Source organism: Actinospica durhamensis, assembly GCF_018139695.1.
In the GTDB taxonomy this organism is placed as follows: Bacteria; Actinomycetota; Actinomycetes; order Streptomycetales; family Catenulisporaceae; genus Actinospica; species Actinospica durhamensis.
This window is the reverse complement of record NZ_JAGSOG010000233.1, coordinates 1-14,148: the sequence shown is the minus strand read 5'-3', so window position 1 is coordinate 14,148 and position 14,148 is coordinate 1. Positions and strand designations below refer to the sequence as shown.

11 protein-coding genes and 1 pseudogene are annotated in these 14,148 nt (G+C 68.8%); 6 read left to right on the top strand and 6 right to left on the bottom strand.

The features are described 5' to 3' along the window. A pseudogene (locus KDL01_RS46130) lies at positions 1-164 on the top strand (IS5/IS1182 family transposase); the annotation flags it as partial. A gap of 48 nt (positions 165-212) precedes the next feature. Then, positions 213-3,260 carry a Tn3 family transposase gene (locus KDL01_RS31395; protein WP_212532287.1) on the top strand — a complete coding sequence of 1,016 codons (3,048 nt, stop codon included), beginning with the start codon at positions 213-215 and terminating at the stop codon, positions 3,258-3,260. Between the two features lie 58 nt (positions 3,261-3,318). On the opposite strand, the gene KDL01_RS31390 is transcribed toward KDL01_RS31395, so the two are convergent. After that, positions 3,319-3,564 carry a DUF2716 domain-containing protein gene (locus KDL01_RS31390; protein ID WP_212532286.1) on the bottom strand — a complete coding sequence of 82 codons (246 nt, stop codon included), beginning with the start codon at positions 3,562-3,564 and terminating at the stop codon, positions 3,319-3,321. 41 nt (positions 3,565-3,605) lie between these two features. Here KDL01_RS31390 and KDL01_RS31385 point away from each other — a divergent pair, with 41 nt between their 5' ends. Continuing rightward, positions 3,606-5,378 carry a hypothetical protein gene (locus KDL01_RS31385; protein ID WP_212532285.1) on the top strand — a complete coding sequence of 591 codons (1,773 nt, stop codon included), beginning with the start codon at positions 3,606-3,608 and terminating at the stop codon, positions 5,376-5,378. 221 nt (positions 5,379-5,599) lie between these two features. On the opposite strand, the gene KDL01_RS31380 is transcribed toward KDL01_RS31385, so the two are convergent. The 4 genes from KDL01_RS31380 to KDL01_RS45555 form a co-directional block, all read right to left on the bottom strand. Continuing rightward, a complete protein-coding gene (locus tag KDL01_RS31380) occupies positions 5,600-6,163 on the bottom strand; it encodes a hypothetical protein (protein ID WP_212532284.1) in 564 nt (187 codons plus the stop codon). Continuing rightward, positions 6,160-7,395: a hypothetical protein gene (locus tag KDL01_RS31375; RefSeq protein ID WP_212532283.1), complete on the bottom strand. Its 1,236-nt coding sequence runs from the start codon at positions 7,393-7,395 to the stop codon at positions 6,160-6,162. Before KDL01_RS31375 ends, KDL01_RS31380 begins: the two co-directional genes overlap by 4 nt. Further along, entirely contained in the window at positions 7,388-7,999 is a 612-nt protein-coding gene (locus KDL01_RS31370; protein WP_212532282.1) for a hypothetical protein, read from the bottom strand. The genes KDL01_RS31375 and KDL01_RS31370 overlap by 8 nt, the downstream gene beginning before the upstream one ends. Positions 8,000-8,333: 334 nt before the next feature. After that, on the bottom strand, positions 8,334-8,918 hold the full coding sequence (locus tag KDL01_RS45555; RefSeq protein WP_212532281.1) for a recombinase family protein: 585 nt from the start codon (positions 8,916-8,918) through the stop codon (positions 8,334-8,336). A gap of 398 nt (positions 8,919-9,316) precedes the next feature. Between KDL01_RS45555 and KDL01_RS31360 the strand changes: the two genes are divergently transcribed. Continuing rightward, positions 9,317-9,622, top strand: a complete 306-nt coding sequence (locus tag KDL01_RS31360) for a helix-turn-helix domain-containing protein (RefSeq protein WP_212532280.1) — start codon at positions 9,317-9,319, stop codon at positions 9,620-9,622. A gap of 43 nt (positions 9,623-9,665) precedes the next feature. Continuing rightward, complete coding sequence (locus KDL01_RS31355) at positions 9,666-10,133, top strand: ImmA/IrrE family metallo-endopeptidase (protein ID WP_212532279.1); 468 nt, start codon at positions 9,666-9,668, stop codon at positions 10,131-10,133. A gap of 69 nt (positions 10,134-10,202) precedes the next feature. Here the strand turns inward: KDL01_RS31355 and KDL01_RS31350 are convergent, their stop codons facing one another. Further along, a complete protein-coding gene (locus tag KDL01_RS31350; protein WP_212532278.1) occupies positions 10,203-11,402 on the bottom strand; it encodes a hypothetical protein in 1,200 nt (399 codons plus the stop codon). 1,217 nt (positions 11,403-12,619) lie between these two features. Here KDL01_RS31350 and lanKC point away from each other — a divergent pair. Beyond that, the coding region (gene lanKC, locus KDL01_RS31345; protein WP_212532277.1) for a class III lanthionine synthetase LanKC at positions 12,620-14,148 on the top strand (1,529 nt) is incomplete at its 3' end.

Sequence of the window (14,148 nt, the reverse complement as noted above, 5' to 3'; positions counted from 1 at the left end):
AGGGCCCGAAAGGCGGGCGGCCCCCCGCATTCGACGCCGAACTGTACAAGCGCCGCAACCTGATCGAACGATGCAACAACCGGATCAAGCAGTGGCGCGGCATCGCGACCCGCTACGACAAGCTCCCGGGGTCTGACGCATATCGCTGCGGAAAACAACGCTAAGGATCTGACTGTTGATCATGCCCGTGGCCAGGGCTAGCTTCTGGCGGCATGTCAGTTGAGAATCTTTCTGAGGAGCAGGTGGCCCGCTACGGCCGGTTCGCCGAGGACCCGAGTCCGCAGGAGCTGGAGGAGTTCTTCCGGCTGGATGAGGCCGCTCTGGAGTTCGCGCGGACCAAGCGGCGCGGGTACAACCGGCTGGGGTTCGCGGTGCAGTGGGGCACGGTGCGGATGCTCGGCACGTTCCTGACCGTACCCGCGCAGGTCCCTGAGGTGGTTGCCGCGTTCGTGGCGGAGCAGGTGGGCGGGGTGGAGGCGGCGAGCCTGAAGCAGTATCCGGACCGGGAGCAGACGCAGTGGGACCACGCCCGCGAGATCCGCGACCTGCTCGGTATTCGCGAGTTCAACGCGGCGGAGTTGGAGTTGCGGGCGTTCGTCGCCGGGCGGGTGTGGGTCTCGGGTGAGGGTCCGCGAGCTTTGTTCGACCGGGCGGTGGTGTGGCTGATCAAGCACCGGGTGCTGTTGCCGGGGATCACGAGGCTGGCGCGGTTGGTGCCGGAGGTGCGCACGGGTGAGCTCGCGTTGATCAACTCGGTGATCGATGCCGAGGTTTCCCCGGAACTGCGCAGGACACTGATCGGGCTGCTGCCGGTGCCGGAGGGGGCGCGGGTCTCGACGCTGGAGCGGTGGCGCAGCCCGGTGCGGGATGTCTCCGGGCGTGCCCAGCGCCTGGCGCTGGTTCGGGCGCAGGAGGTGCGGGAGACGAATTGCCGGGGTGTGGATCTGTGGCGGGTACCGGAGGTCAAGCTCGCCGAGCTGGCGAGGTTCGGGCTGGCGACCAAGGCGTTTCAGCTGCAGCAGTTGACCGAGCCGCGGCGCACCGCGACGTTGCTGGCCGCGGTTCGACATCTGGAGTCGTCCTCGGTCGATGACGCGTTGACGCTGTTCGACGTGCTGATGGCCACAAAGCTTTTGGCGCGGGCGCAGCGGGCGGATGTGAAGGAGAAGCTGCGGACCTGGCCGAAGCTGCGCAAGGCCGCGGCGAAGGTGGGCTCCGCGGTCGAGGTGCTGTTGGAGACGCCGGCGGATGCCAAGGGCTCGGCCGGCCCGGTGAGCGTGGCCGAGGCGTGGGTGCTGATCGAGGCGGTGGTGACCCGCGAGGAGTTGATCGAGGCTCTGGCGGATCTGGCGGAGGTTCTCCCGCCCGCGCCCGATGGGGATGCGGATGCTGCGTGGCGTACACAGCTGGTGGAGCGCTACGGGACTGTCCGCCCGTTCATCGCGCTGCTTGGGGACGTGGTGCCGTGGGGTGCGACCGAGGCCGGCGCCCCGGTGATCGCCGCGTTGGAGGCGCTGCCGACGGTGGTCGCGCGGCGCAAGCCCGCTCCCGCGCACATCGACGAGCGGTTGCTGTCCGACGGCACGTGGCGGCGGCTGGTGCTGGGCAACCCAGAGCTGGCGCCGGCCGGGCTGATCGACAAGAGCGCGTGGACGTTCTGCGTGCTCGACGCGCTGCACACAGCGCTCAAGCGGCGCGATGTGTTCGCGATGGGCGCGGACGAGTGGGGCGATCCGCGTGCGCGACTGCTGGCCGGGGCCGAATGGGTCGAGGCCCGCCCCAGGATCGCCGCCGGCCTGGATCTGCCGACCACCGCGGAAGAGCACCTCGGGGAGTTGCGGCTGCTGTTGTCGGAGACCTACCGGCACGTGGCCGATTCGCTGCCGGGCAATGCCGCGGCAGAGGTGCGCGATGGGAAGCTGCGCCTTGGGCGGTTGGAGGCGGAGGTGCAGCCTGCCGGGATGTCCGCGGTGCGCGACGCGGTCGACGCGATGGTGCCGAGAATCGACTTCCCCGAGCTGCTGCTGGAAGTCGACGCCCACACCGGCATGTTCGGCGCGTTCGAGCACATCAGCCGGATGGCCGCGCGCCCGGAGAACCTGGAGATATCCCTGACCGGGCTGCTGGTGTCCAAGTCCACGAACATCGGGCTGGAACCGGTGGTCAAGCCGGGCGAGCCCGCGCTGACCCGGGGCCGACTGGTGGGGGCCGACTACGGGTATTTCAACCTCCCCGGCATACGCGCCGCCTCCGCGCTGCTGGTCGAAGCTCAGGGCGAGATCCCGATCGCGCGCGAGAACTGGGGCGGCGGGCTGGTGGCGTCGGCGGACGGGATGCGCTTCACCGTACCGGTGCGCAACCTCCACGCCCGCCCGAACCGCAAGTACTTCGGCAACGGACGTGGGGCGACCTGGCTCAACGTGGTCTCGGACCGAGTGATGGGCCTGGGCGGGATCGTGATGCCCGGGACCCTGCGCGACTCGCTCGGCATCCTCGACGCCATCTTGAACCTCGACGGCGGCGCCCGCCCAGAGGTCGTGATCACCGATACGGCCTCGTATAGCGACCTGGTGTTCGGCCTGTTCGCGATCCTCGGCTACCAGTTCTCCCCGCGGATCGCGGACATCTCCGACGCCCGGCTGTGGAGGTTCGCGATGAACGAGCACTACGGGCCGCTCGAAGAGGTCTCACGCCAGCGCATCCAGGACGAGAAGATCACCGCGCACTGGGAGGACATGCTCCGGGTCGCCGGCTCCCTGCAGACCGGGCGGGTCCGGGCCCACGACCTGCTGCGGATGATGAGCACCGATGGGCGCACCACCGGCCTCGGTGAGGCCTTCGCGCACTACGGGCGGATCTTCAAGACCCTCCATCTGTTGCAATATGTTGATGATGAGGCGTATCGCCGCATGATCGGGGTGCAGCTGAACATCGGCGAGGCACGCCACAACCTCGCCCGCCGGATCTTCTTCGGCCGGCTCGGCGAGCTTCGCGCGGGCTACCGCGACGGCATGGAAGACCAGCTCGGCGCACTCGGCCTCGCACTCAACGCCGTTGTCTACTGGAACTCGCTGTACATCAACGCCGCGGTCGAACAGCTCGAGGCCCAAGGCTGGGGCCTGTCCGAAGAGATTCGCGCCCGCCTCTCCCCACTGATCTTCGAGCACGTCAACTTCCACGGTCGCTACCCGATCGTGCGCACCCACGCCGACGGGCAACTGCGCGCGCTGCGACCGCTCGGCGGCGATCAGGGCGAATAGGCCTCGGTGCCTGGCCGCCGTCATCCGGCGGCGGCCAGGGCCCGTGCTGCAGCCGCGATCAGGGCTCCGGGTCCGCATCGGCGACGCGGATCGGACAACCGTTCCGCCGCAGGATCTGCCCCAGCGCCTCATCGCCGATCTCGGCAACAGCGGCGAGTAGCTCCTCGCCGAAGACGCACAGGCTCGGCTCCCAGGGATGACCGAACGTGCCGTTCCGGAAGTCCCCGGCCAGCCAGATGCAGTAGTCGCCATTGGGGTAGATCTCGGTCGGCCACATCACATCCGGTGGCTCGCCGTCCCGCACCTGGTGTGGCTTGTCGGAGCTGAGCTGTACGTTCTTGCCTCATGATTGAAGATGAGGCGAGGGCCGTGGCGGCGGTGGCAGCGCGGTGCTTGACGTGGAGCGGCTGGCGGCGCTGGGAACCGGTCATGCGGTTCGGCCGCCTGTTCACGTCCGGCACTCATGGTGACCTTCGCTGGGGAATGATGTCTTCTGATTCGGCTGGCCGGGAGGCATGCCGGCTGGCCATGGACTCGGACCTGCTCTACGCGGAAGGCTACGCCGGCTACCCGGCGGACGTGAGAGCCGGAGCCTTCAGCCACCCTCTGGCCTGGGCCTGGTGCCTCGACGGCGAGAACGTCGTGGATCCGGCGGCCGACAAGCAGGGCACTGCATTCTTTGGCGTAGCACTGCGACCGCAGTACATGCGCCGCGTACACGAGTCGCAGCGCGGCGATGACGGCAGCGAAGGATTCCGCTGGGCTTTCACCCGCGGCGACCGAGAAGTCCCGCCGCTGGACCCGGCCACCGACATCGCCTTGGACCTCGGCCGCGAAATCCCGTCCTCGGTCCGCGAATGGGCCTTGACGGCCGAGAAGCACCCAGGCCCGGCCCGGATGCTGCCCGAGTGGGTCCTGGCGGAACTACTCGGGACCACCGACCCAGGTCCTGCCGTCCTGGAACGGTACGAGCGCATGGTGAACCTATTCGGGGCCGACGCTGCAGGTCCAGCACCTACCGTCCAGAACCGGTTTCACGAAATGTTCGTCCGGCCCTCAGCGCCGAGGCAGACACCCGAGGCGGCGCCCGCTGGACCATACGCTCGATTCCTGGTCCGCCATGCCGAGTGGTTCACCTCCGGAGTGGCGCTGCAGTGCGCCGGCAACACCGGCGGCGTCTTCAGCGACGACGCAGAGACAGTCGGCATGATCAGGGACGGCGACAGCCTGGCCACGCTGATGCGGTTGGCCGACGAGCACCGGCCGCACTGCGCGTGGGAGACATCTGTCACGGCCGAGACGACCGAGCAACCGGCGTTCACGCCCGCTGAGGCGCGCCTGCAGGCAAACGGGCATACCTTCGCGGTGCTGCGCCGGCTCGACTACAACGCGTGGGACGCGTGGTTGCGCCCTCAGGCCACTGACGGAGAGGCAGCGGGCGTTCGGTTAACTCGCAATGGCGTCAGCTACGAGATGGCGCTTGCTGTTGTGTTCCGGGCCATGGGCGCAACGATGCCGACGGAGTTCACCAGGCACTACGCCGGGGAGCAGCCGGACCCGACCCCGTACCCGCCGTTCACGCCGACCCCCGAGCTGTGGGCGCAGCCAGAGTCCAGGCTGCCCATGACGTACGAACGTCAAATCATTCGCGGTCTGGGACTGACGGAGTGTGGCCAGGTCGCGGGTACTTACAGCGATGCGACCTTCCTGGGCGGTGGCATTGACGGCACCAGTCTGGCGGCGCTCATCGAGCTGGCTGAGGAAAACCGGCCGAATACCGAATGGACGCTCTGCCCCGAGGATGAGCGGGCTGACCCGGAGCTGACCGTCCAGAAAAACGCCGAGGTGGACCTGTGCTGGTTTCGCGGTGGCGAGGCCTTCTTCGCCGCGCTGCACCGCCTGGATGACGGCACCTGGGACGCGTGGCTACTCCCCTCGAATGTCTCGACCGCCGAAAGCGAAAGGCCCGTCGAACTGCTGACCCCCGTGGGCGTCAGCTACGAACTGGCACTCACCGCCATCTTCCGCGCCATGGGCGACGACATGCCGACCGGGTTCGGGCTCAACTACCTCAACGTACGGATCACCCCCGGGCTACCCGACTCCGCACAGGCATAGGTTCGCCGCCCCCGGTCTTCCCGCAGTTGCAGCTGCGGGAAGACCAGGCGGCCCTGTATCAGCGCATCGACATCCATGTCCGTTCACCGGCGCGGGTGAAGCCAACGCGCAGGTACACCGCCTCTTGGGTACGTTAACGGATCGGGCACCAGAACCAAACGGGGATGATCAAGCTCGCTGAGCTGCGACTGCGTGCCCTCGATCGGACGGGAAGCAGATCGTCAGAGGTGGCAGCGCACCACGCCGGTACGACCTCCGAGGAGGTCGCGCAGTGCATTCGTGACGTCTGCGCGAAGGTTCGGCCAGTTGTTGAAGGTGATGGCTGGCGCGCCGATTAGAAGGCTGAACTCGCCGATCCAGTCGCCTGCCGGGCCCGACCAGCCGCAGGCGCGGCAGGTGAAGACGGGCTCGATCCGATGCTCGAACCAGCGGGTTGCCCAATCGCCGTAGGCCTCCTCGTACGCTCCCTCGGCAGGAGTCGAGCATTGACGACAGGCGGGCGGTTCGTCGTTGCCGGCGGGGTGGAAGGCGTCACACGCGGCGGTGAAGTCGACGCCGTTGTTCGCTGTTGTCAAGAAGCCGCTGAGCCAGGGGCCAGGCTCGACCGCATCTGCGAATTCGGCGCCCGGCACCCAAACGGACGGGTGCCATAGCTCATCGGTCTTGGTGTTGACCGTGATGATCGCGCGATCGAGCATCCAGCGCCGGGCCACATCGAGGGCGAACGCCGCGGCGGCCTCGTCGATGCGGTCCAGCCGGACGACGGTCACAGAGTGCTCGCTCATGCGGCCCTGCTTCGATCGTCAGGGTCGGGTGGGCAGGGTCCAACGCCCGCGTAGTCCAGGAGCTGGTGCATAACGGTGTCCGGAAGTCGAGAGTTGCGGGCTGCTGATAGTGCCGTACGCCCGTCTCCAAGCGCCTCTTGGAGACGGGCTGTTGGAAGCCGGGGATCGCTGATGGCCCAGGGGTAGACGGTGCCGCTCGGGTCGTGTGAGAGGGCCTCAACGAGTTCAGGGGAGGCTTCAGGATCGTCGAGCGCCGCCCAGCGAAGCCGGGCGTTGGAGTGCACGGCGAAGTCCGCGGCCATGCCGTTGCGGACGAAGTTGGGCCGGTAGCGCAGTGCGCTCCACCTGAGACCATGCCAGTAGCTGAACATCTCGATGATCAGTTCGTGTGGGGCGTCGAGGCATCGGTCCGCCAGGGTCAGTTTCACGAAGAAGTCCTCGTCCTCGGCCAGCAGTGCGACGGCCTCGGGCGGGAGGTGCTTGGCCATCGCGACGCTTCTGCGGATCAGGACGTGGGAGGAGCGTGCGTATTCGGCGATGGCCTGCGGGTTCTTCATCAAGCCAGTGAGCCAGCCCGGGACCTGGTGGTAGCCGTAGGGGACGACATAGGGGATGGCGCTGCGCTGCTCCTCCGAGAGGTCTTCGCGCATGGACAGGTAGAGCCGTACCTGGGGCTCGGGGTCGTCGGCGAGTGTGAGGGCGACGTCCTGCGGGACTCGCTCGTCCCAGGCGGCGTGGGCTCTGACGAGCCGGTCGGGGCTGGTAACCAGTGCCAAGGCCTCGGTCTCGGTCAGCGGAGTGCGCGTCGGCTGTGACGACGGTGCTGCGTCGCCGGTTGTGGTGGGACCGTGGAGTTCGGGCGCGAGTGCACGGTGGAGTTCGGGGTCGCGTAGCTGGATGGATTCCAGCGCCAGCATCTTGACCACTCGATCGGGGTCCTTGCCGAGCACTGCCAGTGCGTCCAGGCTGAGGCTCGGGTTCTGGGTTAGCTGGAATCGGATCTTGCGGTTGGGGTGCCGCACCAGCACTGCGCCGGCCTCCGCCGTCAGTTCGCGGATCTCGAGCCAGAAGCCGGAGTGGTCGAGGCGCTCGTTGGCCGTGAGGATTCGCTGCAGCACCGGGCCGGGCGCGGCCGGGTTGTAGGCGAGTCCGTTGAGCCACGCGCCATGTAGCTCGCTTCGCTCGGCCAGCTGAGTGAGGGTGCTGTCCCACGCGTCCTCGTGCTCATTCATCTGCGGTCTCCGCGGTCGAGGACGCTTCGGGGTTCCTGAGTCCTTCGTCGGTGTAGTGGGGTTCGGGTATGTAGCCGCACTGGTCTGGGCCGCATTCGATTTCATGGTCTCGGCCCCACAGGGTGGTGTCGCGGTTGATATTGCGGGCGAGGTTGACGAGTCGCACCTGCTCACGTCGGGCGAGGGTTGAGGGAAGCGCGGTGAAGGTCTCCGGCAGTACGGCGATCATACTTCTGACCTGCTCGTCGTCGCGCATCCGAAGCAGTGCGGTGCACTGCCACCAGCGGATCGTGCCGCCGCGGCCGTTCGCGTTGCCCGGCCAGTAGTAGCTCGCCGGATCGGGAACCAGGTAGTGGATACCGTCGGGCGCCAGGTGAGCTCGCAGCCACGGTCCGCCCGTGCCGAGACCCAGTCGGAGGCGTCCAGCCTCTTCATAGAGGGCGCAGATGGTATCGACGTCCAACGCCTTGAGCACATGGGCTTCCGCTGGCAGTGGCTCGCGCCCGGCCGGCGTGCCAGCAGGACATCGGCTCGCTGCTGCAGGGTCATCGGGCGCGGGCCCTTGAGGTTGGCCGGAATCGGCGGCGGGGCCGTCCAGGTCCACCCTTCCTCCTCGATCTCGCGCAGTATCCACGCTTGCCCCTCCGGGCCGGCGGTGTTCCATGTCCAGCTCATCGGCCGATCGGTCAGCGCCTGCTCACGGATACTGGGCGGAGCGCCCTTGCGCGACGGCCGATGGCGACGTGGGCGGGAGGCTCCCGGCAGGTTGTGGCAGAGGTTCGCCAGGAACCTGATGCGGTCCAGGGCCTCCTCCGCGGAGTGCTCCTCTGGATTGCGCCGAGCCTGCCCCGCGAGGTACCGGATCTCGACGAACGCCTTGGCCGATAGGAGGGCGGCTATGTCGCGGTCACGCTGCGCGGCGCGACGGCGCGCCCGGCTCACGCCGTCCGGGGGTGGGCGGCGCGGTCGAGGACCCGGTAGACGGTGGCGCGCCCGACGGAGAACATCTCCATCAGGTCCGCGATGGAGTACTCGCCGCTGCCGCGCATCCGAATGAGCTCGCTCTGCTGTCGAGCGGTCAGTTTCGGTTTCTTGCCCTTGAGTTTGCCCTTGGCGCGAGCAACAGCCATGCCCTCGCGGGTGCGCATCTTCAGCAGGTCTGCTTCGAACTCGGCGAATACGGCGAGCATGTTGAAGAACATCTTCGACATCGGGTCGGCGGGGTCGTAGATGCTGCCACCGAGCGAGAGGCGCACGCCGCGCTGGACGAGGGTGTCGCCGATGTCGCGGGCGTCGGGGACGGAGCGGGCGAGGCGGTCGAGCTTCGGGACGACCAGGGTGTCGCCCGAGCGGACGGCTGCGAGGGCCTGGTCCAGGCCGGGGCGGGCGCGGTTGGTTCCGGTCAGGCCCCTGTCGAGGTAGATCCGCTCTTCGCTCACTCCGAGGGAGGCGAGAATCTCGCGCTGGGCGGTGAGATCTTGCAGGACGGTCGAGCACCTGGCGTAGCCGATGAGTTCTCCCACCCGGGAAGGGTACCGTTTAGCCTCCCGTCACCGGACACTTTCACGGACTACTCAATTGAGACGATGTTCCGGCAGGTCGACCGCCCGCGCACGGGCGGTCGCGGCCGTCTCGTTGAGCGATCCCCTAACGGACACGCGTTCGCAGGGCTGAAGCAGGCTCCGCCGGGTGAACCGACACGATGTCGGAATCCACGAGCGCTCACAATCATGGGCCGTCTCTACGTCTCACCAGGAGCGCGGATCCTTAGCGTTGTTTTCCGCAGCGATATGCGTCAGACCCCGATCTAGCCCTTGAGGCTACGCCGATCTTTCCAGTTTTGGCAAACATAATGATTCCAGCCTCACCAACTCGTTGGTGAGGCTGGAAATGCGGCGATCTTTACGGCAGGATGACCGCCATGGACAGCTTCTACGTGCAGCTCGGAAACCGCATCCGCCGGGCGCGGCTGGCCGCTGGGCTGAGCCAGGAGCAACTGGGGCAACGCGTCGGTCTGAACCGCAGCAGCATCAGCAACGTGGAGAAGGGCACGCAGCGCATCCTCGCGCACACGTTGGTGGAGTTCGCGACGGCGCTGGATATCCTGCCGATACAGCTGCTCGAGCAGGCCGCGACCGAACCGGACGTGCTCGAGGGACTCTCGGAGGAGCATAGGTCCTTCGTGGAAGGCATCCTGGCCGATGCGGGCGAGGGCCCCCGTGGCTAGGCGCGCTGAAATCGCCGCGACCGAACTGTTGAACGAGCACCCGGTGGAGAGGCTGCCCGTAGCCGTCGACGACCTCGCGCGGCTGTTGGGCATCGTGGTGGTGCGCAGGAGGTTCGAGGACGCCGACGTCTCGGGCATGCTCTTCCGCGGCGAGCGGGAAGTGATCGGCGTGAACGAAGTGCACCACCGGGTCCGGCAGCGCTTCACCATCGCCCACGAGCTTGGTCATCACGTCCTGCATCCCGGGCGCGAACTGATCCTCGACGCGCCGGTCCGCGTCAACTTCCGGGACCGCACCTCGAGCATGGCCACCGATCGCGAGGAGATCGAGGCCAACGCGTTCGCGGCGGCCCTGCTCATGCCCGAGCCGATGATCCGCGCCGAACTCGACCGCCTGCCCGAGGAGATCCGTCGTGACGTCGATCTGACGATCAAGGTTCTGGCGGACCGGTTCGAGGTCAGCATCGCCGCGCTCGGATTCCGGCTGATCAACCTGGGATTGACCAGCTGATGCCCTGGTTCGGAGCGTCATAGGGAATTCGAGTCGCCCATCGCGAAGCACCAGTCCGCACCCGCAGGTTCACGATGGCAGCAGGTCGCCCGTCGGATCGTCGTCCCAGCCGAGTTCGATTTCGCGGTAGCGGTAGAGGGTGCGGGATCCGGGGGCGAATCCGGCGTGTCGGCCGATCTTCTCCGGGTCGGCGTCGGGGCGGGTGAAGGCGTCGGTGACGAAGCCGCGGCGGGTGGAGTGCGCGGTGATCCGCACGAGGACCGGCAGCCCGTCGCTGCCCTCGCGGTAGCCGGACTCGGGCACCAGTCCCGCGGCGGCGGCGCGGGCGCGCACGATCGCGTGCACCGTCTTCGGGGTGATCCGCCCGTCGTTCGCGCCGCGTCCGGCCGCGGCCGCGCCGAGGTTGCCGTGCCGGTCGAGGCGAGGGAAGAGCGGTCCGCTCGTATAGCCCCGGCCGGCCAGGTGCAGGCGCCAGGCGCGCACCGCAGCGTATGGGCAGTAGGTGCCGCCGGTGCGCCTGACTTTCACGGTGTCGTCGCGGCGCAGCCCGTGCGGGTTGGTTTTCGAGGTGCGGAAGGTCACCCGCAGTCCGAGCGGCGGTGCGTCCGGGTCGGGGCTTTCCGCGTCGCGCACGTCCGCGAGGTTCAATCCGGCGACCTCCTTGCCGCGACGCCCGGTTTTGTACAGCAGCAGAAGTAGGGCCCGGTCGCGCAGGCCCGCCGGGTTGGCGGTGTCGATGCGGTCGAGGATGGCGGCGAGGTGGCGGCCGCGGAGCGGGGTGGCCTGGCGGATGCCGACCTCGGCGTCCGGGTCGGCGGCCAACTGGGAGGCGCGCGCCTTGATCACCAGGTTGGCGAGGTAGGGGTCGGGGCTGACGTACCCGGCCATCCGGTGTGCTGCGCGCAGGGATCCGAGGTGTGAGGCCAGGCTGGAGGGGGTCAGCGGCTCGTAGGAGGTGCGCCCGACTGCGCGGCGCAGGTGCGCGGGCACCGGAAGCACGCTGGTACGGGCATCGAGGTAGGCGGCGAGGGTCTCGGGGCTGGCCGGGAGCGGATTGCGCTCGGTCAGCAGGCACCACAGGGCGAAGGCGCGCCAGCGCGATTCCCAGTTGCGGCGGGTGTTGGCCGGGACCGCCGCGGCGATACGCGCCGCGGTCTCCGGCGGCAGGTCGAGCTCGGCCGTGACCGGCGCCGGGTGGGTCAGCCTCGAGAGGCGTCCCGGCCCGGCCGCGCTCGGGCCGCTCGGTGCGTCGGCGCGGTCTTCGTCCACGGGGGGCCTCCTCGAAACTCTGGGTTCGTATATGGAGGCAGTATACGAACTCAGGATCCGGGTGTGCGCGGTGTACGGGGCGGGCTTCGGGGTTGGCTCAGGCGGGTTCTGACGCGGAGTCGCCGGCGGCGCCCGCCCGGGCCGGTGCTCTCGGGCGCGCTCTCGCAAGCTGGTCCACGCGGCTGCGCCGGGCATTGAATGCGCAGGCCAGACCTGATATGGCCGTGGTGGAGCAGTTGCAGTCAGGCAGCGGTGCGCTGGTGGCGCCGGAAATCGTCTGGGTGTAGCAGGTCGAGTGAGACGCGCGGGCCGGCAGCGCAACTCAAGTGAGATTGATCTTCGAATCGGTGCAGTTCAAGTGAGACTGGCGCAGTTCAAGTGAGACGGGACAGCAGATTCGCAGCCCTGGATCGCAAGATGGCTCCCTCGGAGGCGCGCACAACATAACCGGGATTATGTTGAGTCGGTCGAGAGGTGCGCGGATTAGACCCGGGATCGCCATTAACGAATTATCGTTACCGGTATTTGGTTAATGGAGGGATGCGGGCGCCGGGATGGGCGAAGCGACGCCCGGGCGTGGGGTGGTTCGGCGGAGTGTTGGAGGGCTGTCGTTGCTTGCGAAGCTTTGCGGTCCCGTCGTGACATGGGAGCCGCGCATGGGGACGGCTGGGTGTCGGATCGTTCAGGAGCTCAGGGAACCGCCGCTCGGGCGCTCGGGCGCCCGGGCACTCAGGAACCTGCGCGATATCGGGGCCTCGCGGCGAACCCCTTCGGGCGGAGTTCGCGGGCGTCGCGGATCGGTGGGTGCTGCTGCGTATTGTCGACTTTTGGGTGCTGTCAGGGGCGTTCAGCGAGCTGACGCGGTGTCGGTTCCTTGGCGCCCGGGCGCACGGTGCGCTGTGGGGGATGCGCCCAGGGGTGGTCCGGATGCGGGGCGAACGCTGGCACATGCGTGCGAACGACGGGCGGTAGGTGTGGTACTACAGCCGTGCTGGCCACCGCGCTGACGACGGGTTCGCCGTTCTGCGCCGTGCGGGGGTTCGTCACTCCTGGGGGACGGCCGGGGCGCTGCGAGGGGCGCACTGGGCGGGTGTGCGCTGTCTTGCCCGTGCGCCGCCGTGGCTGGGATAACTTCGGCGCAGCGGGACGGACGGACACGGCCGGCCCGGCCTACCGCCGGACGCCGCCAGCGCGGGTCTTCTAGGGGAGGACGAGGGATGGATCGACGGTATGAGGCGTATTGCCTGGCCGACCCGTACTTCTACGACCACCCCGCACTGCGCGAGGACCTCGCGCCCTCGTTCCCGCAGACGCGCCGCACGGCGCCTTCGGGCTGGAGCGCGGGGCCGACCGGGGACTGGTGGCACCTGCTTCCGGACGGGCACGGACTGCCGGAGCAGGGCTGGAAGATCCACGTCTCGGCCACGCCCGTGGACGCGGAACGGGTGCTGGACGTCGTGTGGGACCAGTGCACGGCGGCACGGCTGCCGTTCAAGTTCCTGCGCTCGCGCGGCCTGCTGTTCCTGCGCAACTCCAAGTACGCCGAACGCGGCGCCTCCGGCAAGTTCGCCACCGTCTACCCGCGCGACGAGGCCGAACTCGAGCACGCCGTCGAGCTGCTCTCCCGCGCCCTCGACGGGACGCAGGGCCCGTACGTCCTGAGCGACCTGCGGGTCGGGGCGGGACCGGTGTACGTGCGCTACGGCTCCTTCACTCCGCGGCGGGTGCTGACCCCGGACGGCGAGTCGGTCCCGGCGATCGCCCACCCGGACGGGCACCTGGTGCCGGACGTGCGCGGGCCGGTGTTCGCCCCGCCGCAGTGGGCGCCGCTGCCCCAGTTCCTCGCCCCGCACCTGCGCGCCCGCGGCGAGATCAGCCTCGCCGGGCTGCCCTACCAGGTGGAGCGGGCGCTGCACTTCTCCAACGGCGGCGGGGTCTATCAGGGCACCGACACGCGCACGGGCCGGGCGGTGGTACTCAAGGAGGCCCGCCCGCACGCCGGGCTGCTGGCCGACGGCCGCGACGCGGTGGCCCGGCTCGAGGCCGAGCACGCGGCGCTGGAACGGGCCGCCGGCTGCGGCGCCGGACCCGAGGTGATCGGCGCCTTCACCCTCGGCGAACACCGCTTCCTCGTGCTCGAACACGTCCCCGGACGCACCCTCAACAAGCTCTTCAGCGAACGGTTCCCGCTCGTCGGCAGCGACCCGGACCCCGCCGCGGTCCGCGCGTACACCGCGTGGGCGCTCGGGATCCAGGAGAAGGTCGAGCAGGCCGTGGCCGCGCTGCACGCCAGTGGAGTGGTGTTCAACGACCTGCACCTGTTCAACATCATGGTGCGCCCGGACGACACGATCACCCTGATCGACTTCGAGGTCGCGGCGTTCACCGAGAACGCCCGCGGACAGACCCTCGCCTCCCGCGCGTTCCAGGCGCCGCTCGGAACGGCCGGACCTGCGGTGGACCGCTACGCGCTCGCCTGCCTGCGCCTGGCCCTGTTCCTACCGCTCACCTCGCTGCTCTCGCTCGACCGCAGCCGGGCGGCGGCGATGGCACGCGCGATCCGCACGGAGTTCCCTGACGTGCCGGAGACGTTCCTGGACGAGGCGGTGGCGGTCATCACCGGGGTCGCGGAACAGGGGATGAAGGAGCAGGGGACGAAGGAGCGGGGAACGACGGGAACGACGCAAGGGACGGTGACGGGGCCGGCGGCGGATGCGGATGCGGATGCTGCGGCACAGGCCGGGGC

Bases quoted from the DNA above. Each gene is read 5' to 3' on its own strand.
- KDL01_RS31360 (WP_212532280.1), top strand. From the start codon at position 9,317: ATGGACAGCTTCTACGTGCAGCTCGGAAACCGCATCCGCCGGGCGCGG.
- KDL01_RS31375 (WP_212532283.1), bottom strand. From the start codon at position 7,395: ATGAATGAGCACGAGGACGCGTGGGACAGCACCCTCACTCAGCTGGCC.
- KDL01_RS31385 (WP_212532285.1), top strand. From the start codon at position 3,606: ATGATTGAAGATGAGGCGAGGGCCGTGGCGGCGGTGGCAGCGCGGTGC.
- KDL01_RS31395 (WP_212532287.1), top strand. From the start codon at position 213: ATGTCAGTTGAGAATCTTTCTGAGGAGCAGGTGGCCCGCTACGGCCGG.
- KDL01_RS31380 (WP_212532284.1), bottom strand. From the start codon at position 6,163: ATGAGCGAGCACTCTGTGACCGTCGTCCGGCTGGACCGCATCGACGAG.